This window comes from Desulfosporomusa polytropa (assembly GCF_055380075.1).
In genome coordinates this window covers 3,000,003-3,020,285 of sequence record NZ_AP042400.1, presented here as the reverse complement: position 1 = coordinate 3,020,285, position 20,283 = coordinate 3,000,003, and the positions used below count along the sequence as shown (strand labels likewise).

Below are 20,283 nucleotides of genomic sequence, written 5' to 3'. Positions count from 1 at the left end.
AGAGATTTTGGCGGTATTATCCAGATATACAAAAAGCTAGTTGTCTACTACTGGACAACTAGCTTTTTTGTACAAAGTTTTCCGCCTTTTTCTTAAATTAACTAAACCTGAAACTTATTAATAGTTTCCCGTAGTTCCATAGCAAGTTTGGCTAATTCCTGACTGGCTGAGTCGATTTCCTGCATGGACGCTGACTGCTCTTCGGTTGCCGCTGATACCGTCTGCGTTTCCCCAGATGCTTTTTTGCTTAGTTCGTCAATCCGTTTTACCGATCCGACAATATGCTGGCTGCCAATGGCCATTTGCTCAATGGCGGTGGATATTTCCTTGACCTGAGCAGATACTTGGGTTACCAAATCTGCAATTTCCCGAAAGGCTTGTCCTGAAGCGTTGACGACTTCGGCACCCAGCTTGACTTCCCGCGTGCCATCGTTCATGGCGACAACAGCTTTGTCAGTATCGCACTGAATTTCATTAATCAATGTGGCGATTTGCTTGGCGGCTTCCTGGGATTGCTCGGCCAATTTACGAACTTCTTCAGCTACTACGGCAAAGCCACGCCCCTGTTCTCCCGCACGTGCCGCCTCAATAGCAGCATTCAAGGCTAAGAGATTGGTCTGTCCGGCAATACTGGATATAGCATCTACAATCTGTCCGATTTCCTTGGATCGCTCACCTAATTGAGTGACTATCTCAGCGGAGGTGGTAACAGTCTGTTCGACTTGGGCCATTTGGGTTACCGCTTTTTCCACCGACTTATTACCTTCTTGGGCTTTATTGGCTGCCTGGGCCGATTGTTCAGATACTTCATTGGTGTTGGCAGCAATTTGCTGGATACCAGCCGACATCTGCTCTACTACCGCAGAGGCATTGCTGGCGGCAATCAACTGTTCTTCGGCGCCTTTTGCCACATCGGTAATCGAACTTGCAACCTGATTAGCGGCTTGAGCCGATTGATCAGCACTGGCGGTTAGTTCTTCTGAAGATGCTGCCACCTGCTCGGCCGACTCATTAACGTGTTTCATCATTGTGCGAATACTACTGCGCATGTTTACCAAGGCATCAGCCAATTGACCGATTTCATCGTTGCTAACAAAGGTCCGTGGTTTATCCCGAAAATCGCCATTTGCCAATTCTTGACTAAAAGATAACATCGCTTTTAGGGGTCTTGTAATAATTCTGGCTGCAAAAATCCCAACCAATATACCTAGGATAGCCGCAATTATACTGGAACTAACGGCAGCAGTCCTAGCCGCGTTTGAAGCTTGAATACTTTCCGTTAATACACTTTTGGTTGTTTGTACCCCTAAATTTTGATATTCTCTCGATTTTGCTATCAGTGCCAATCCTATTGGTGTTAGTTCATCGGCTGCCACCTGTAAGGCTTCCTGATCCTTGCCTGCCTGTTTTAAAGTCAGTACCCGTTTTGCAAACACCTCGTTATATTTATCATCAAGGGCCTTTACTTCCTGGAGAAATTCGCGTGCCTTCTCTGATTTAACGTCGCTAATTAATGCAGTTTCTAATTGCTCATTTTCCCTAGCTTGTTTATGATATTCATCAATATAGTTTTGTTTATTGAAAAACAAATAGCCCCTAACATTGCCAACTTTTCCAATTGCATTGGCGGTCACTTGAGAGGCCCCGTCTAATCGTGGCAACGCATACTGGTCAACAAATTCAATGCTGGTAGAACTTTGGCCAATCTTATAGAATACATATGTGGAACCAATGGCACTCACCAAAACTACTACTAAAAAAGAAACGATCATCTTTGTAGATAACTTCATCACTATTCCTCCTTGAGTGAAAATCTGTTTTTCTTCTGCATTTCATATACCTTGGAAAAGCATACGTTTTATATTAGCAAGTATCCTTCATCACGACACCCCCTTTCCCCCAAAAAAAAGAGTCGACTAGCCATCCTTGGCTGTCGACCTTTTTCTGACTTGTTAGTTCAGAATATTGGATCAATACAAAACTTATTTGAAATTATTCTCCTAAAAATGAGTGTTAGCGTGCTGTAGACAGGCTAATTGACTCTAATGATTATGGCAAAATTCCGAAGCTACTATCTCCTTGCTAGATAATGCAAATTCCCCCGTCCCGAAAACCAATGAAATACTAATATCTTTGTCTATGTCAATGATATTTACGTTATTTATAGGCGTACCAGTATATAATGAGTTAAAGGCCTCATTCAGATTATGTTCGGCAATGTTTTCAATACATTTAGCGTTATCCATGCTTTTTTCAGCAAAAAGCTTATCCCCTTTTGATACCAACCCATTTACTACATACACTATTAAACTTGAGTTCATGCATATTGCTCGTGTTTTTTGGGGGCCTCTACCTGTAAGCTGCCGGAGGTTTTTCGCTAGCAAGCCTACATGCTGATCTTCCAAATTCTGAATATCTGCAGCGGCCTTGCGGAAAATTGGTTTTTCAAAAATAGCTATAATAAATAGTCGATACTGACCATCTAGATATATCAATTTATAATCTGAATGAAGGATGTGGTGTTGATATTGTTGCTCATACTCTAAACAAAGATATTTTCGTATAATAATCCTAATAATTGGTTGCATTTCTCTATGTTGTAAGACAAGGGGATCTTGAAAAAATTCGATTTCCCAATAGGGTATTACAATAGCGTGCAAAATTCTGACATTCGATTGCGTCAAAACAGACTGTACCTTTAGCGGGGTGAAATGATATTTTTCACAAAACTCGTCTACTCGCTTCTGCGAGATTATAATTTCATCTTCTTCTCGCACATACTTATTCACAAAGGCTTCCACTGCTCCGTTCACTAACTCATAAATTACGTTTACTAGGTATCTTCATTTTTTTTAGTACATTCGGTAAAAACTTGCAAAATCCTTTAATTTATTCATGTTTTTTGTAATAGCTGTAGTCAGAATCACCAAACAGCATTTTCTATTATTGCACAATAAACTAGTTATTAGAGAAGATACAGCTCTTGCATATTCAAAAGAATGGTGGGGACAGTTCCGACGAGTTACTTACATTGCTGAAATATCCAAGCCCGATTGATTAGGAGGTGGTTTTAACTGTTTATTTCCGAAAAATGTAACGAATACTGCGGTTGGCATAACATTTCCTTAGATACCAAAACCGTGCCAGCTGTAATATTGTAAATTTAAGAAAAAATCCTAATATTGCGAAAGGAGTTTCCTAGTAAAGCGCGAATGGTATATAAAAGCAGTAATTGAAGAATTTTGTCGAATGATTTATGTAAACTAATTCACCTCTATTGCGATTATTGGAAGACTCTGATTGATCAATTGTTTTTCCAAAGGCACTGCTTGGTGGAGGAAAATAAAAGAAGACTAAGGTAACTACCTTACTCTATTTGCCTCTCGGGTTTCCGAGAGAGTTCTAGGAAAAGGAGGTATGAAATTAGCAAAAAAATGTTATATCAAGTCGGTAAATAACAATAGAGAAGGAGTGGTTCGTTAAATGAGAAGAAAAGTTATTTGTATGTTAGTATTTTGTATGGTAATGGTGATGGGATTTGCAGCAGTAGCGCAAGCTGCTCCAGTCGTGAATTTGGAACATGCGAAAAAAATGATTTCCGCCGCTGAGCAAAAGGCAATAGAGATTGGCTGTCCTATGGTTATTACCGTAGTTGACGAAGGTGGAAATATGGTAGCCCAGCATCGTATGGATGGGGCACTTTTGGCCAGCGTTGATATATCCCATGGCAAAGCCTATACTGCAGTAGCTCTCAAAATGTCTACTGAAAAGCTTGCTAGTTTAACTCAACCAGGTCAGATGTTATTTGGAATTAATACAACTGATAATGGACGTTTGGTTATTTTTGGCGGCGGTTTGCCTATTATTGAAAATGGTCAGGTAGTAGGTGGCATTGGTGTAAGTGGTGGTTCAGTAGAACAGGACGTTAGTGTTGTTACTGCAGGTTTGTCTGCTTGGTAAAAGAAGAATTAACTTTGTTTTAATACAAAACTAAAAAAGACGTAATGAGTCAAGGGCGGTTCCACGACTCATTACGTCTTTTGGTATTATATAGCAATACCTTTATAATTTATCGTTTTTTCTGTTATCCTATGCTTTTTAATATCGTGCCACAGATTAACGGTTACAGTCAATTTTCATGTTCATAGTTCTTTTAAGAAAAAAAATAGCCAGCGCAAATACAGGAATAACAAACATAAAAATTAAGTTGATATAAGGTACGTAGTATTCAATAATATTGAATACTATAACAGACTTAAGAATCTCTGTTTTTAAAGCAGTTATGAATATCACTATACCCATGGGAATAATGAGAATCTTGCGTGTTTTAAGTTCCAGAACTTGAACCGAACATAGTATTGCCAAATATATCATTAGTGAAATTTTGACGAACATGCTAATATTCCAGGCGGCAACAATGAGAAATTCAATGCGTGTGATGAAATCATAGATGTTGATTTGTTTTATAAAGAGATAATAGGGGTCAAAGGTTTTTTTGGAGAGATCTAGTCCTAAGCCTGCTAGCGTTGGAACGATGATTATAAGGGAAAATATGATAATAATGATCATTGCCCAGAAAAAAATCATAGTTATATTCCCTTTTTTAATAGATGGAGCTAGTATAGCAAGAACTACAAGTTCGTTGACCCTGGCAGCTGTAATAAAGGCCTGAAAATTAATTTCCGAGAAAGTGGAATCAGCCAATATTGGCAAAAATACTTTGAAATCCATATCAGGGATTTGCAGCAATGCATAAAAGAAAATGATGGCAAAAATTTGCGGGGTAAAAAACTCCGCCGCCCTGCAAATGCATTCCAGGCCCAGATATACACCATAAGCACAAGTGGTTAACGCCAGTAAAACGATGACAGAATCCGGAGTTTCGGGATAATTTATTGGCTTAAGAATGTTATTAAACAACGATAAATCAAGGGTAGCCAAAAACAGAAAAAAAACAATATATAACGATCCCAGTATTTTACCGATCAGTTTACCGGTTATTATTGGTAAATACTCGATTAGCGTCAGATTAGCAAACTGCTTACTTAAAAATAATAAAGGAGCAGATAATATTGCAAGGTAAAACAAAGCAAGAATTTCTGTAATCCATACATCCTGGTTGGCGAAATTAAACCATAATAGTACAATAGCTATGCGGCAAAAGCTCAATAAAAGAATGACTTGTATGGGAGATATTTTTTCTAAATTTGCTATCAATTGTTGTTGGCCCCTTTTTATTTGGATACGAGTCAAGATTCCCGCCTCTATAGGCGGCGTTAATTCAGGTGGAGTAGACTCTCCACCTGAATCCCCAATGTTTCAGCTATGCTGAAACGAGTTCACTCCTGCACAGGATCTGCTGATTTGCCTGTTTTGGTTATCTTTGTTTGGGTTTCCACTTCAATGGTTGCTTGTGAGAACAAGTCATTCCAATTATCCTGCATGTTCTTCCACTCCTGAGGATATTTGCGGTGGACAAGTTGTCCAAAGCCAAAAATATCAGACTTATATTCGGTCTGCACTTTTAGCAAGGTATGCTCCACTTCCTGTTTAATGGTCTGTGCAGTAGCCTGTTCTAGCATTGCTAGTACAGCAGGATCTGTTATTTCGACTTTAGTTGTTTCTTCATCAAGCATACCAGTCATAGTGATTTTTACTTTGATTTTTATATCATTACCGCTAATCTCGACCTCATTTTTACTTTTGGCTGTTAATATTTCTACAGAGCTAGTTCCATTACTATTGGGGGTAGGGGATACAACGATACCACTATGTACTTTGCCGATTACCCAGTTATAACCTCGTGTTTCCTCACCGTCCAGAAATCCGACCAATCTGTCCTTTAAAAACACGGCTGCTCCTTCAGGGCTCAATTCGTATTCTTCATTTTGCTCTGTTCCTATTTTGGCCTTCTTTACTTTCTGTAGTACCGTAACAACAGGGTTTATACCTTTGCCGTTATATGTCTTTAAGAAATCAATAACTTTGGAATCCACGCTTTTCGCATGGGCTTTATATTGCCTAAGTATGTCTTCGAGATAGCTTGAAGGAATAATATTGATTCCACTGGCAATGGTCATACCATCGGCAGCAGAAGCGTCTTTTACAATTAATAAATGCATTGTCAGTCTCATCTCATGGTCGCGTAAAATCATATCAAGATGCTTTGCCAACCCATTTCTGGCAAGTTCTTCACTGAACAAAAATCCTTTTGCGTGCGCCACGAATAGCTTGCGGTCAAACCGCAGCGGTGTAACGCGGAATGTTTCTATAACTGTTCTGCCGTTAGCTTGTACGTACTTGACAGGTTCAGCTTGTTCGCCACCACTTTTACTGGTTTTCTTAGGATTAATGATCTCAAACGTAGATTTAATGCCATCATTACCAGCGTCTACGCCTACCAGGCCGACAATTCCAAGCGTGTTTAACTCGCGACGATTCCAGCACCCGGTAAGCGATAAAGCTAATACAAGTATTACGATGCTTGCTAGCATTCTTTTGTGTAGGACCATTAGTTCTCCCCCCGCCTTTGTTGGTTGTCCTTTGCAATAGCTGGCGGCCTTTTTTTCATCGCCCATAGCGGAAATCTAAGAAAAAAATCCATAAGTACGCCTTGATCAGAAGGGGCTAACGAGGAGGTATAGGGAACACCAAAGGAACGCAGCGAAACTGCGTGAAACACAAGGAGGAATAACCCGCACACGATGCCATACAGGCCCATTACGCTGCCTGCAATTAAGAAAAAAAATCGAAAAAACATGATAGCTTCTGATAAAGCCGGTACAATAAACCCGGCAACTCCAGTAACGGCAGTAACAATAACCACAGGAGCACTTACGAGGCCGGCATTTACCGCGCTTTCGCCAACAATCAGCGCGCCGATGATACTGATTGCCGATCCTACTGCTCGGGGAAGTCTGACGCCTGATTCACGGAGAAACTCATAAAAGACAACCATGATAAGCATTTCCGCTCCAGCCGGAAAGGGTATATCCGAGATTGAGCCAGCCATGCGTAATAGTAGTATTGTTGGAATCATTTCTTGATGATAAGTCTGAAGCGCGACATATAAACCGGGTACAAATATACTAAAGAAAAGAGCTGTAAGTCGGATTATTCTCCACCCTGCTGCGATGAATGGTCGCATGTAATAATCCTCACTGGTTTGCAGTGTCTCGATAAGCAAGTGGGGAACAGTGAGTACATGCGGAGTCCCATCACAAAATATGCCTACCCGACCTTCGAGTAGTTTGGCCGCCAGAATATCGGGCTTTTGGGTATTGGTAATAGTCGCCAGTGGCGAAAACGGGCTATCTTCGATAAACTGCTCAATGTAACCTGTTTCTAGTATCGAATCGGTATCAATCTTATTTAGCCGTCTTCTCACTTCCCCTAGTACTGCCTGGTTTACAATGCCATCAATATAAGCGATAGCAACATTGGTGTTTGTCTGCTTGCCAAGGCTGATATTTTCAAATACTAAGTTGGGATTTTTTATCTTCCGTCGCAATAAACTTGTATTTGTTCTGATATTTTCAATAAAACCTTCCCGGGGACCGCGAATAACTGACTCGGTATCAGGCTCAGATACCGCACGTTTTTCCCATCCTTTGGAATCAATGAGCAGGGCCGTAGCTACTCCATCGACAAACAGAACCGTGTTACCATTTAATACATCATCAATAACCGTAGACATTATTTTGGTTTCTGTCACGTCTGCTACCGCAATTAAGTTTTTCAAAATTTTCGGATTAAGCAGCGCATTTGCTTGTAGTTCTTTCGAGTTCATAATAAATGAATTTATAACGTCTCGTCCCAATAGTTCCTTATTTACTAATCCGTCAATATATACTATCAAGACTTTTACGCCTGAAAAGGTAGCAAATTCATTAAACGTGATGTCGCCACTATGTTTCAATGCCTCCTTCAAACAAGTTTTATTGGCTGCTACGGCTGTAAAGACGGCTGCAGCTTCTACATGTCTAAGTTTTGCAATAATCTGCGATATTCCGCCTGTGACTTTCTCGCTTTCTATAAGTAGTTGTCTAAGAGCATAAAGCTTTTTCCCAGCCATGGCATGCGAAGTTTCCGGCATTACAGTCGATAGCTTATTTATATGTAGACACTTTTGCTCTTTCATTAACATACACCACCTAAAACAACCTGCATACGTTAGTATTACACTATGTGGGGCTTTTACTCAGGTACTGGTTGATGTACCGGAAAACACTTGATGGGGTGTGCGAAAGAGATGGCACGCATAGACAAATAACGCAAGCCTGACCCGAAATGGCTGGTATAGGGACAGGGACTTGTCTTGCATGAAAGGAAAGAGTATCATATTAATTAAAGAGACTAGGGTTATGTGTTTCATAAAAACACTAACCTTGTCTGTTTTCTATTGCTATTTCTGTAAATTGTCTCTAAGTAAGAAGGTGTTTTTACGTACATTTATCTAGATCTGTGCGCACAGTTCACTTGTGAAATGTGCGGTACTTGTTGCCGCAATCTCTGGCAGGTAACCATGGATGAAACCAGCTATCGCCGCAATGAAGCGTTGTTTACCAGCACTGGACGTAAGGCTGAGTTTGACCAGGCTTTTATCAGGCTAAAAGAAGCTGCAGGGTATGGTGAATATGCCTATATTGCGAAACAGGACGGGGGTGGCTGTTGGTTTCTGGATAATAACAATCACTGTCGGTTGCATAAGGAAGCTGGTCACAGTCATTTGGACGCGGTTTGCCAGACTTATCCGCGTTACCCAATGAGTACTTCACGGGGAATTGAACTGACGCTTAGTTTCAGCTGTCCGGCCGTATTGAAGTTGGCTGCCAGAGAGGAACCGCTGGCTATTGTCAAAGCCGACCAACAGCCAATGGCATTCCCGGAGAATAATTATGCTGTCGAGGTTTACCCCCAGCAGCAGCCACCCTGGGAACCGTTGCACTACTATTTTGAATTGGAAACTCATTTTATTGATATCTTGCAGTGCCGGAGCCTAGCAATGGGCGAACGTCTGGATTTTTTGGTGAAAACAGTTACGGCAGTAATGGCTTTACCGCAAGACGAAAATATTGGCAGAGAGCTGACGGCTTTATTTAATCGCAATTATGACTGGCTGGAAAAACTGGCTGCTGATAAGCTGCCGCTAGTAACAGGACCGGGGGATTACTTGCTGGAAAATTTTTTAGTCAGCTTTATCTTTAGAAAACCCTTCTACATTTATGGCTTTGAAAAAACGTCACTATTGCTGGAACGCCTGTGGAGGCAAATGCGTGATACCAAGACGATTGCTGCGGCTATCCTACAATTTGAATTTCAATATGGGCATGACCGTCAGGCTTTGTGGCGGTAAAGAAAAAGTATACGGAATAGTAGCGAATTAGTGTTAAGGAATAGTTTAGGGTATGATTGTATTGGGATTTGTATGGTACCCATTTTCGGAGTTAAAATGGATCGGTGTAGGTTATGTCGGTATTTCTTTGGATGATTTGCGTGAAGTAAACGATAAGTTTCGCGGTAAAGAGGGCGCTTTCCAAGCCGCAATGCAGGGAATTCAAAACTGTGTTGCGGCCGGCCAGCGTGTAGGACTGAGATTTACCATAAACCATCACAACCTACAAGAGTTGAATAATATCTTTGATTTTATTGAAACGGAAAAAATTGATCGTGTTTGCTTTTACCACTTGGTGTACTCTGGGCGCGGTAACCTAATGATGGGCGAAGATATAACTAATGCTGAGTCACGCCAGGCTATGGATATTATTATTCATCGGACCCGAGACTTCGAAGAACGCGGTTTGACTAAAGAAATTCTAACAGTTGATAACCATTGTGATGGAGTATACCTTTACCTGAAAGCACTTGACGAGAATAATCTTGCATTGGCTGAAAGAATCAAAGCGTTGATTTCGCTTAACGGCGGTAACCGATCCGGAATTGCGTTTGCGGAAGTGGATCCAAGCGGGTTTGTTTATCCCGATCAATTCACCCAACACCATACCTTTGGTAATGTGCGGGAACGGAAATTTGGGGAAATCTGGACTGATCTGACTAATCCAATTCTTAGCGGACTTAAAGACCGTAAACCATTGCTTAAAGGTCGGTGTGGTGCTTGCCAATACCTTGCTATTTGTAATGGGAATTTCCGGACGCGGGCTGAGGCAATGACCGGGGATTTCTGGGAAGCTGATCCCGCATGTTATCTTACAGACGAAGAAATTGGGATAAGAAAACCGCTATCGCGGCCTTTTAATCTTCAGCCAAAATAATAGTAATACTATCGTCCACGATACCTTATTTCTTAAGGCTTTATGACCTCTAAAAACCTATACTTTCTGTTATATTAAGATAAGACTTGGCTTGTTCCAAGTCCTTTAGGACGCCAGCAGAAGTCTTAGTCGTTCTATCCAGGGAAAGTAACCTTTCCATCTGGATAAAAAATAAGTAGTAATTTTTTGCCATTTTTTGGGCCTAGTTATTGCAAAGCCAATGCCGTTACTGACTGACATGTGTCAAGGTGACGGCATTTTTGACGCTTACATTTCATGCAAATTTTCCGGTGGAACCGGAAGTTCGACTAGAGGATTTGGCTGCATAGTGGAGAATTATCTACAGGCAGCATGACACAAGCGGGCGAAGGAGCCTGTAACATTTAAAGGGGTGTTACAGTGAAAAATTTCAAAGTGGATCATTTTAACAAAAGAGAGGATAAGCTGGTACTGTCGGAAGAAATTAACGCTATTTTGCGGGCTGCAGATGATATTATTGCATGTGGTGGACGCACGTTGTTGGCAAAAATTTTAAAAGGCTCTAAAGATAAGAAGGTACTGCAACTTGGGCTTGAACAGAATCCGTGCTATGGTTTCTTCAGAGCTTTAAAGATAGAGGAAATTGTGGCGAAGATCGACTGGATGATTATTCATGATTTCCTGGAAATACAATATAGCGGTAAACTGCCGATGCTTGTATTTACGGAAAAAGGATGGATACTTGAACGCGATCAATATGCTAATGAATTGCTACGACAGTGGGATGAATGGTTAGCCCAAGGCATAATTCCTGAAAGCATGGAGTACCTTAAAGATCGAAATCGCGGGTTAATATTGCTCTTTCTTGAGAAAATCAGACAGACTGGTGATGAGAGATATATCCCGCTGTTAGAACAGTGGGTCGGCATTGAATACAAAAAGGTGCGACAAGCAATTTGCCGGGTTATTAATCACTTACAGAGTCCGGGCGATAGTGGCTGTAAACGTATTCAAACTGAACCTATTGGTGCCGGAGAATTAGCGGAATTATTAAAAGTAGATACTCTTACACCAGAAGTATTAAAATGCTGGGAATGTGGCAAAAAGTTTGTTTGGAGTGAAGAAGAACAGAAATTCTTCAAATTAAAAGGATTTGTTCCTCCTAAGCGTTGTCCCGTGTGCCGGGATACAAAATGGCTTGGGAAAATGGGTGTTGAAGTTTAATGAAGAAGAAAAAAGCAAAGTCATCAGTACCTCGACATAAGCGACTTGTTAGGTCTGCTCGTTTGCAGGCGGCAAAACACTGGATTCCCAAGTATGAAGGGAAGAATATATTGAAGGGCTACAAACAACATTTTGGCTTAAATTGGGAATGTGCAATTATTGAACTTGAAATGCTCGGAGTCACACTGAATCCGCAATATATTCATCAGCTCAGACAAAGCGAAACTGCACGGCTGCAAAGTATGCAGGCCAAGAAACGGAAGCTGCTGGAACAAGCGAATGATAGCTTTCTTGAATCTGATGACACTTTTTACTTTATAGCGGGATATACCGAAAATGGATTTCCTTTTGGGATTACGTGGCTGGAAGCAGATCAATTAAAGAGATAGTGAGACTAGGGATGGAATCATCAAATCTAACCAATTTGCAGGAACTAATATTGAGCAGGATATAGGAAGGCTTGAACCTACCCTCATTTCGCTATGTACTGGTTGTGGAGACTGCCAAAGAGCATGCCCTGTAGGGGCTATTACTTTTAACTGACGCTAGAATTTAGTTAACAGAAAAATTGCTTATTTTACCTTTTCGCGGCGATGGGCACTGCCAAGGAGTGTTTTTATCAAGTACTTGCAGCAAGCGTGTTTCCAATATATCCAGAGGTTCCAGGTGATTCTCAATATCGCTTGGAACCTCTATTTGTTTTTATTGCGCTATGCAGGAAAAAGCAAAGAATTCACGAAGTAAAAAAATGGCAATTATACAAATAATTGGAGTGAAGTTATGAAGCTCGAGCAAACAACGGGGCAAACAAGCACCAACCTCCGGGTGTCAATTGGCAAAGGCCTTGTACTGCCTATACATATACTATCGTGCAAGCGGTACAGAGAGTAGCTGAAGAAACACCCATATCCTGAATATTTATGGCATGCTGCAGGTGAGCCGGAGAGTACAGGCCGTAACCAAGGCCAAGGAATTAAAGCTGATAAACTAAGAAAACATCCTTATGCGCTGTTGAAGGGATGTTTTTTTGAAAATATCACATCTCACCCGTTTGGGTGATCCTCTTTTGGTAATAATACTGTAATTTTGAAATTAGCCTATGTATCTAGGCTAAGGATATCAAGTATTAATAGAAAGACTGATATTATTAGAAGGAGTGGTTTGATAATGTTAACTGTTAGTGCAAAGTGTACCAAATGTGGTACTTGCGTAGAGATATGCCCGGCTATGGGAATTATTGAAATGCGGCAGCAGGGGCCGGAACTGCTTTTGCCGGAAGTATGCTGTAAGTGTGGGCATTGTGTTGCGGTATGCCCGGAAGGGGCGTTAGATCATCCACAGGTACCACTTAGTAAACAAGTGCCTGTAAATGATCTTCCTGTGCTGGACCCGGCTGCTGCTGCCCGTTTTTTAAGATCGCGCCGGTCGATCCGCTCTTACAAGCAGGAGGCCGTCCCGCAAGAGCTATTGCTGCAACTGCTGGATATTGCCAGATTTGCACCATCCGGTTGCAATAGCCAGGGTCTGTCATACCTAGTCGTTACCAAGCGGGAACTGATGGCAAAGCTAACTGAGGTGACGGTGCAATATCTGGAAGAACAAATTGGGAACAACGTGGATTGGGTAATGCCGTTCAAGGGTTCTGTGGACGTTTACCGAAACACCAAGCAAGACGTTATCCTGCGAGATGCACCACATTTGATTGTTGCCATGGCTCCCAAAGAGCATTTCCTCGGACGGGACAATGCGCGCCATTCATTGGATTATGTTGAACTATTCGCGCCAACCTTAGGGCTGGGAACCTGCTGGGCCGGCTTATTGGAGATATGTGGTTTTACTGGTTATCCTGAAATGTACCGATTGCTAGAGATCGGGGAAAACATGACTATAGTTGGCGCGCTGATGGTGGGCTATCCCCGCTATACTTACCAAAGGCTGGTTGATAGGAATCCGTTGGAAGTAACCTGGCGATAAGAATCGATATTAGGGGAGGAAAAGGAAAATGGCAACCCAGCAAATGGTAACTATCGGACAGGGGACCAATAACGCTGTAATCAACGTTCCACTGAAATCGATCAATCTGGCAAAATGGTTTTTTAGCCTTACGGATGAGGAATACAGAGCATGTTCGTCCGGACACAACGGTATGGTGCAAGGCCGTCTACCGAGCGGTAAGCGAGTAGCGATAAGTGTCGAAACAATTGGTGGTAATTTTATTGTGAATAACTTTATTGAGGACCTAGCCCAGCGTGATCACGTACGCACTGTATCCAGCTCTGTTATGTGGATTGGGGGACCGGATGGAACTTTTTCGGTATTGGTCAAAGTTACCTGGGAACTTAAAATTGCTGTTGTGTCTGCTCAGTCATGTATGCTGACCTGTAAAGTTACGGCTGAGACGGCGGATATGACGTTCCTCTCAATGCTTCAGAATCTTCCGTCTAGTGATTCTGATCCGACGCACGAACATTTCATCAGTGAGACCCCTCTTTTCGCAGCAGACATAGAGCAAAAAGCAAAGGTCGGGATATTTTATTAAGGGAGGAAAGAGAAATGAAGATTACAGTTATAAATGGAAGTCCTAAAGGTAAAGATGGCAATACCAATCTAATGGTGGCCGCCTTTTTAAAAGGCGCACAGGCGGCAGGCGCAGAAACAGTTAACATCTGGCGGAAAAGGAGATCAACCATTGTAGAGCTTGTCATACCTGTTGGTTTGGCACTCCCGGGCAGTGCGTAATTCATGATGATATGGCGGAAATACTGTCTCTGAGTCAAGAAACAGATATTCTGGTTTTAGCCACACCGCTAAAATATGCCAACATATCCAGTATGCTAAAAGTTTTTATTGAACGAATGTTTGCCCAAGGGTTGAGGAAATTGAGTTTTCGAAAAAAATGGCAGTATACATTTGGATGTCCTGAGCGTGAAAATAGATTGCCTCTCTGTGTGCTATGATGCGCAGAAAGGCAATCTATTTTTCGTCCAGATAGAATAACTTTCCCTGGATTGAACGTCTATACTCCTAAAGAAGGGCACAGGCGGCTTCGGCCGGCGATGCGCCCGGATGGGGCGCTAGTGCCGGTTGCGCCATGGATGGCATAGCAATTCGACCGTCCTGACGGACTTGCCACAAGCCAAGTCTTTTTATTTTTTGTATAAGGTATAGTTACTCAAGGTAGTGCCATTTTGGTCTACAAATTGAATATGAATAGGATTGCCAAAGTTTAATGTCAAGCGGTCAAGGGGAATGACGTCATTGGTTTTAGTTGGCGCTAGTCGGTGGTTTTCCAGCGGGCTTTTCATTCTGATGGTGACAGTCAGGTCATTGCCTGTTTGTACAACTTTTTCAATGCCAATACCATAGCCTTTGCTATCCACAGAGCCGATATGGGTGAAGAGTACAAGTTGCCGTTCAAAATCAATAGGTTCCACCTTATCGACAATGATAGCCGGAATGTCTGCAATAGCAGCTGATTCAGGTTTGGAGAGCAGAATGCCGACTTGCATATCTGCGGGGTAGTTACTTTCGTGCCATGTCCAATCGGTAAAGGTAGTGTTACTATACAATGTTCGAGCAGGAATAGTTGTCACCGCTCCCAGCGTTCGATAGCCATAGAGACTGGCTGGACGATAAGTGGCAGGGTAGTTGCTGTTGCCGATGCCGCGAATTGTAGTGACAATCCATTTGTCGCCGCCTTTTTCCAGATCAACTTTGAAGGTTTGACCACTGGTTTTTACTTGGACAATGGCTTTGCTGCCAGTTATTGACAATAGCGTGAACCTATCATTGGAAGTATCAAAGCCGAAGGTAGCCGCATTGGCCTTTACAACATCGACCGGATCACTTAAATGGATAACATCATCACCATGGCCGCCGGTAATGACCGTTGTCACGCCATCAATTTTCCAGTTGCCAGCTGCCATGCTTAGACGAACTTTGAAGGTTTTGCCATTGTCTGTGCGAACCATGACCACAGCTTCTGTCGAACTTTGCCATTGTAGTGAAAAACTGTCCTGCTTGGCATCGAAGCCATAGGCAGTCGCCGCTGCCTTAACAGCGGCTAGTGGTGAAGCAGACTGCTGCTCAGCATGACGTTCTTGATCACGGTCACGATTTTGGGCATTTTCTTTAGTAGTTTCTGTGGTATCTTTGGTATCGGCGTGCTGGCCTTCCGTGGGAGGACTGGCCGAAGTGTCAGGCGACGGAGCCGAGATTGTCGTGTTTTCTGCGGCATGAGCCTTGGAGAAGGGGAGTCCGGGCAGCAAAGCCGAGGTGATAACAGCAGCACCGGCAAGGGCAATCACTAGACGTTTGTACTTGCGTTTAGCATTTTTTCTACGGCTGGTGTGCTTCATAATGTGCTCCTTTCTATGCCAAAGTTTAATTATTTATTTGTTATTGTCTGCAAAAATCGAGGATAACAACCGTGACAGTTTATGGCTGATTAGCTAATTTTAAAAATATCGTCCGGTTGCGCTCATTGTGTCCTTTGTGGTTTAACAAACTTAACCCCGTAGCCAAAAACCAAACCTATCTTAAGGATTGTTACCGCAAAGTACTCAAAGTACGCAAAGGGGTTAACGGTATCGTAATTGCAAGGGATCAGGTTTTGTAATTCCAGAAATTGTGTCTCCAAAGTGGTATCCCCGTACTCCCGCGGCCTTTGCCGGAAAAAGCGATCCGCAGGAGAAAAGCCGGGCGGTATTCCGTAAAAAAATCCGTACTGTTTGAGCGCAGCGAGTTTACGGATTTTAGGAATATCGCCCGGCTTTTCAGCTTTTGGAGGCTTAGGGCCTAGACCTTTTGTTACTCTTGGGGCAATGCCAAAAGTAAAACCCCTCTCCTTGTATTCCATTGACTCAACGTAAGACAGTATCTTAGATAAAAAACTTTGCTGATTGTAGCAGGATTTTAGCAAATAAAGTAGAAATCTACCGAGACTTTAACTTTAGTTAAATCAATAGTTTGCTTCATGGTGGGAAAGGTTGGGTTTATCATAAAACTGGTTAGCTGGGACGAATTCTATGTTGAGTTGCAGCAAGATTGCAAACTCTTTATTTTTATACTGGGAGTATTCTGCCTGTTTCGCATGGGTTTTATCATTGTGCTGCATTCCTTTCTGAGTGAAGCTGTAACAATGAGCGACATTGGCGCAGCCTTATATTATGGGTTTAGAATCAGTTTAAAAAGCGCTGGACTGTTGGTAATGGTGCCACTTGTTTGCTGTACGGGTTTTCGCTTGCTTCTTCCCTGGAAAAGACTCAGCCATATTCGCTTCTATCTGGGAGTTATTTACGTTACCCTGCTCAGTTTTTTATTTCATGCGCGGATCCCGTATTATCAGGAATTCCGCATGGCCTTTAATCAATTATTATTCAATACGGTAAATGATGACATGACAGCCATTTTGCATACTATTGTTGAGCAGTACAATTTGCCTGTTAGAATTCTTATGGCGAGTGTGACAGCATTTGTATTATGCAAACTATTGCGGCGGTGGTTGGCTGTTAAAACCTTCCGGTTTCCCCGCTTATCCAAATGGTATCAAAATATTGTTCTACGTGCGGCCCTGCTTGTGGTCATTTTTTATGTAGCCATTTTCATTCGTTTTGGTGGGACAATGACCTATGCCTATAACATCGACTGGGAAAATTCTGGGATTACTAAAGACCAGTTGCTAAATGAAGCTATCTTGGATGATGTGCAGGCCCTGTACCGGGCTTATGTATTACATGAACGGGTCTGTTCCTCTACCGGCCTGGATATGGAGCCGGCACGGTTGAATGATTATGGCAATTACCTGGCAGGGACTCCAGTGAATTCGGTGAATTTGGACGACTTTTTACGTAAAAAGGTAGTAGTGGGAACAGCTGTGCCGCCTAAACAGGTATTTCTCATCATTGCCGAAAGTTATGCCAATTGGCCTTTACTACCTCAGTATAGCAGCCTTACTATTGCAGGTGGCATGAAGGAACTTATTGCGCAAGAAGACACCGCTTATGTACCCAATTTTTTACCAAATGGTATGAGTACCATTTCTGGCGTAATGGGTGTAATTACTGGTTTGGCTGAGGCTAACCTGTATCTGAACTACCTGCCAGAGTCGTATAAAGAACCCTATGCTACGGCGTTGGCGCCGCAGATGAAGCGGTTGGGCTATACCTCCGATTTTTGGTATTCCGGGCCTGCTTCCTGGGAAAAAATCAAGGATTTTACGTTAGCGCAGGGCTTTGAGTCCTTCTATGGTATGGGCGATTTTGCTAGCCAAGGCGGCAACGTCTGGGGCGTTGATGATGCCGATTTGTATAAAGCCGTGCTGGGACAGGTAAAGGATGATAAACCTGGTTTTCATGTTATTCTTACAGTATCCAATCATTCACCCTATACGGTCGATTTGGCCAAGGCAGGTTTTGACCCTAGTATTGTTATTGACGGGCTGCCTGACAAGTTTAAGGATGACCAGGAGCTTATTAAGAAATTGGGGCATTTCTGGTATGCTGACAAAATGTTAGCCCAATTTGTTAAAGCGGCCCGCCAGCAGTACCCTGACAGTTTGTTTGTCATTGTGGGTGATCATGCTGATAGAGTCAATGTGGAGACAAACCCAGCCTTGTTTGAGCGGTATGCGATTCCCTTTATTGTTTGTGGCAAAAACATCAATAAAGAGTCTTTGCCAGAGCAAACGGCAGGCAGTCATATTAATGTTACACCCACCTTGCTGGAACTTGTCGCCCCAAGCGGTTTTGAGTATTATTCTGTGGGCCGTAGTCTGACCAACGGCAATGACTTTGGTATGAACTATGGGTTCTGGATTACGCCTGGTTATGTGGGTAAAGCCGACGACAATTACACTGAGGCGCATTTAACAAAGCAAGGGCTCCTACCGCCAGATCAGGATAAAATTCGCGAGGAGATTGATTCGGCCAGAGCCATTTCCTGGTGGCGAATAAAATACGGAAAAATGTTGCAAACGGTAAAATCGATTTAATCTATAGTATCGTTTGTGGTATACTAATATTTGGATAACAAATGAAGAAAAGAGTTGATTTTATGAAAAAATATGTAACGACTTTTATTTTGCTGCTAACATTAGTGGTGCTTTCAACGGCAGGCTGTGCCAGCAGCAACACCAGTCAGCCCAAACAAACGGAGAACACTCCTAAGCAAACACAAACAGCTGTAGTTACTACGAAAAATAGTGTAGCGCTGTTTGAAACCTCGAAAGGTAATTTCCGCATAGAATTGTTTGAAGATAAAGCGCCGCAGACTAGCAAGAACTTTATTACTCTTGCTGATAAAGGGTTTTATAATGGATTGATTTTTCATCGGGTTATCGCTGACTTTATGATCCAGGGCGGCGACCCCAAGGGAAATGGCACAGGCGGCCCCGGCTATACCATTCCTGACGAGTTTCACCCTGACCTTAAGCATGCCGAAGGCGTTATTTCCATGGCCAACGCCGGTCCCAATACGGGCGGTTCTCAATTTTTCATAACACTGAAAGCGACCCCTTGGCTGGATAACAAACATGCTGTATTTGGCAAGGTAATTGAAGGGATGGATGTTGTTCAGGCCATTGGTAAAGTCAAGACAGGCGCGCAGGATAAACCGGCAGAAGATGTTGTTATCAAGAAGATTACGATCGAACCAGCTAAGTAATCAGCATTTATTCGTCTGTGAAATGTTCTATAAGCAATACGACCTACAACCGGGACCTTTTAGGTTCCGGTTGTAGGTTATCTGTATCGTAATGTTGCGGACAATTCTAGTTAATATGATAAAAGAATTGTACAGGGTGAATATGAACAAACAGAACATTATACGATTATGCGTGAATTTATTAATAACAGGAAAAAGATGCTTAAGATATTAATGAACACTTAGAAAGTATATTATATGGCTAAAAGCAAAGGGAGGAAGAAAATTGGAACTACAGACAATTGAGCAAGCCGTGACTGAATTTATTATCAGAACACCGCTTAATGTTGTGCCGGAAATTGAACTGGATAAAATCTATGATAGGCCGCTGATAGGTGTGGCTAGTGCTGAGGATGGTTTGTTTGAGACGTTAAAGGCAGATAATATTGTCGGTCCCCATCACTTGACGCCGCGTAAATGGCTGCCGGCGGCGCAGTCGGTGATTTCTTGGTTTTTACCTTTTAGCCAAGCTGTACGGGAAGCCAATCGGCAGGGTGAGCTGCCAGCTACTGAGTGGCTGTATGCGCGAATTGAAGGTGAAATGGTCAACAATGCCTTACGCAAGTTTTTAGTAGAGTGGTTTCAGGCAGCAGGCTATCAGGCTATAGCGCCAGGGCTTGATGAACGGTTTGCTGTAGTCAGCCGCAAAAGCAACTGGTCAGAACGGCATGTTGCCTATGTGGCTGGTTTGGGTACCTTTAGCCTGAATAGGTCATTTATCACCAGGGCCGGTGCGGCCGGGCGGTTGGGCAGTGTTATCGTCACGACGAATATTACGCCCTCACTGCGCGCTTACCAGACATATGACGAGTATTGCAGCAAATGTGGTGCCTGTATAAAACGCTGCCCAGCCCGAGCCATTGACGATAGTGGCAAAAATAATGATATTTGTGCTAAGTTTGTTGATGGCACGGCATTGCGGTTTAAACCACGCTATGGCTGTGGTAAGTGCCAGACCGGGGTACCCTGTGAAGCGGCTGTACCGATTTAGTATTTGTCAAAAGAACAATATACTGAGATTTAAGCCGTAAAGGCAAGCTTTTTCATACAAATACTAGACCATTTGCTAAAACAGCGCTTTTTATTACTTCCAAACTTTAATGTGTTA

Annotated in this window: 19 protein-coding genes and 1 pseudogene; 13 read left to right on the top strand and 7 right to left on the bottom strand. The window is 42.5% G+C overall.

All coding sequences use genetic code 11. The features are described 5' to 3' along the window. Positions 1–101 precede the first annotated feature (101 nt). Together ACZ449_RS16065 and ACZ449_RS16060 are read right to left on the bottom strand one after the other, a co-directional pair. The gene (locus ACZ449_RS16065; RefSeq protein WP_464257073.1) at positions 102–1,790 is read right to left on the bottom strand and encodes a methyl-accepting chemotaxis protein; all 1,689 of its coding nucleotides are present in this window, start codon (positions 1,788–1,790) and stop codon (positions 102–104) included. A 252-nt stretch (positions 1,791–2,042) separates the two neighbouring features. Continuing rightward, entirely contained in the window at positions 2,043–2,789 is a 747-nt protein-coding gene (locus tag ACZ449_RS16060) for a hypothetical protein (protein WP_464257072.1), read from the bottom strand. Positions 2,790–3,483: 694 nt separating this feature from the next. Between ACZ449_RS16060 and ACZ449_RS16055 the strand changes: the two genes are divergently transcribed. After that, positions 3,484–3,960, top strand: a complete 477-nt coding sequence (locus tag ACZ449_RS16055; RefSeq protein ID WP_464257071.1) for a GlcG/HbpS family heme-binding protein — start codon at positions 3,484–3,486, stop codon at positions 3,958–3,960. Positions 3,961–4,116: 156 nt separating this feature from the next. On the opposite strand, the gene ACZ449_RS16050 is transcribed toward ACZ449_RS16055, so the two are convergent. The 3 genes from ACZ449_RS16050 to ACZ449_RS16040 all read right to left on the bottom strand — a co-directional run bounded on the left by ACZ449_RS16050 (position 4,117) and on the right by ACZ449_RS16040 (position 8,140). Further along, positions 4,117–5,217 (bottom strand): GerAB/ArcD/ProY family transporter, encoded by a 1,101-nt coding sequence (locus ACZ449_RS16050; RefSeq protein WP_464257070.1) that lies wholly within the window; start codon positions 5,215–5,217, stop codon positions 4,117–4,119. A gap of 122 nt (positions 5,218–5,339) precedes the next feature. Next, a complete protein-coding gene (locus ACZ449_RS16045; RefSeq protein ID WP_464257069.1) occupies positions 5,340–6,512 on the bottom strand; it encodes a Ger(x)C family spore germination protein in 1,173 nt (390 codons plus the stop codon). Next, positions 6,512–8,140 (bottom strand): spore germination protein, encoded by a 1,629-nt coding sequence (locus ACZ449_RS16040; protein ID WP_464257068.1) that lies wholly within the window; start codon positions 8,138–8,140, stop codon positions 6,512–6,514. The genes ACZ449_RS16045 and ACZ449_RS16040 overlap by 1 nt, the downstream gene beginning before the upstream one ends. 309 nt (positions 8,141–8,449) lie before the next feature. Between ACZ449_RS16040 and fliB the strand changes: the two genes are divergently transcribed. The 9 genes and pseudogenes from fliB (at position 8,450) to ACZ449_RS15995 (ending at position 14,431) form a co-directional block, all read left to right on the top strand. Then, positions 8,450–9,355: a flagellin lysine-N-methylase gene (gene fliB, locus ACZ449_RS16035; RefSeq protein WP_464261889.1), complete on the top strand. Its 906-nt coding sequence runs from the start codon at positions 8,450–8,452 to the stop codon at positions 9,353–9,355. Positions 9,356–9,446: 91 nt separating this feature from the next. Continuing rightward, positions 9,447–10,271 (top strand): annotated as a pseudogene (locus tag ACZ449_RS16030) (SPASM domain-containing protein); the annotation flags it as partial. Positions 10,272–10,670: 399 nt separating this feature from the next. After that, a complete protein-coding gene (locus ACZ449_RS16025) occupies positions 10,671–11,474 on the top strand; it encodes an RQC-minor-1 family DNA-binding protein (protein ID WP_464257067.1) in 804 nt (267 codons plus the stop codon). Next, entirely contained in the window at positions 11,474–11,863 is a 390-nt protein-coding gene (locus ACZ449_RS16020; protein WP_464257066.1) for a hypothetical protein, read from the top strand. The genes ACZ449_RS16025 and ACZ449_RS16020 overlap by 1 nt, the downstream gene beginning before the upstream one ends. Positions 11,864–11,879: 16 nt before the next feature. Continuing rightward, complete coding sequence (locus tag ACZ449_RS16015; RefSeq protein ID WP_464261888.1) at positions 11,880–12,017, top strand: 4Fe-4S binding protein; 138 nt, start codon at positions 11,880–11,882, stop codon at positions 12,015–12,017. Positions 12,018–12,641: 624 nt separating this feature from the next. Next, positions 12,642–13,448 carry a nitroreductase family protein gene (locus ACZ449_RS16010; RefSeq protein WP_464257065.1) on the top strand — a complete coding sequence of 269 codons (807 nt, stop codon included), beginning with the start codon at positions 12,642–12,644 and terminating at the stop codon, positions 13,446–13,448. Positions 13,449–13,476: 28 nt separating this feature from the next. Further along, on the top strand, positions 13,477–14,013 hold the full coding sequence (locus tag ACZ449_RS16005; protein WP_464257064.1) for a hypothetical protein: 537 nt from the start codon (positions 13,477–13,479) through the stop codon (positions 14,011–14,013). A gap of 14 nt (positions 14,014–14,027) precedes the next feature. Further along, the gene (locus ACZ449_RS16000) at positions 14,028–14,213 is read left to right on the top strand and encodes a hypothetical protein (RefSeq protein ID WP_464257063.1); all 186 of its coding nucleotides are present in this window, start codon (positions 14,028–14,030) and stop codon (positions 14,211–14,213) included. Next, on the top strand, positions 14,141–14,431 hold the full coding sequence (locus tag ACZ449_RS15995) for a flavodoxin family protein (protein WP_464261887.1): 291 nt from the start codon (positions 14,141–14,143) through the stop codon (positions 14,429–14,431). The genes ACZ449_RS16000 and ACZ449_RS15995 overlap by 73 nt, the downstream gene beginning before the upstream one ends. 189 nt (positions 14,432–14,620) lie before the next feature. On the opposite strand, the gene ACZ449_RS15990 is transcribed toward ACZ449_RS15995, so the two are convergent. Then, positions 14,621–15,832, bottom strand: a complete 1,212-nt coding sequence (locus ACZ449_RS15990; RefSeq protein WP_464257062.1) for a hypothetical protein — start codon at positions 15,830–15,832, stop codon at positions 14,621–14,623. A 122-nt stretch (positions 15,833–15,954) separates the two neighbouring features. Next, positions 15,955–16,332, bottom strand: coding sequence for a hypothetical protein (locus ACZ449_RS15985; protein WP_464257061.1), 378 nt, complete (start codon positions 16,330–16,332; stop codon positions 15,955–15,957). 117 nt (positions 16,333–16,449) lie between these two features. Between ACZ449_RS15985 and ACZ449_RS15980 the strand changes: the two genes are divergently transcribed. The 3 genes from ACZ449_RS15980 (at position 16,450) to ACZ449_RS15970 (ending at position 20,166) form a co-directional block, all read left to right on the top strand. Next, the gene (locus ACZ449_RS15980) at positions 16,450–18,465 is read left to right on the top strand and encodes an LTA synthase family protein (RefSeq protein WP_464257060.1); all 2,016 of its coding nucleotides are present in this window, start codon (positions 16,450–16,452) and stop codon (positions 18,463–18,465) included. Positions 18,466–18,527: 62 nt separating this feature from the next. Further along, positions 18,528–19,136 (top strand): peptidylprolyl isomerase, encoded by a 609-nt coding sequence (locus ACZ449_RS15975; RefSeq protein WP_464257059.1) that lies wholly within the window; start codon positions 18,528–18,530, stop codon positions 19,134–19,136. Between the two features lie 265 nt (positions 19,137–19,401). Next, on the top strand, positions 19,402–20,166 hold the full coding sequence (locus ACZ449_RS15970; protein ID WP_464257058.1) for a 4Fe-4S binding protein: 765 nt from the start codon (positions 19,402–19,404) through the stop codon (positions 20,164–20,166). Positions 20,167–20,283 lie beyond the last annotated feature (117 nt).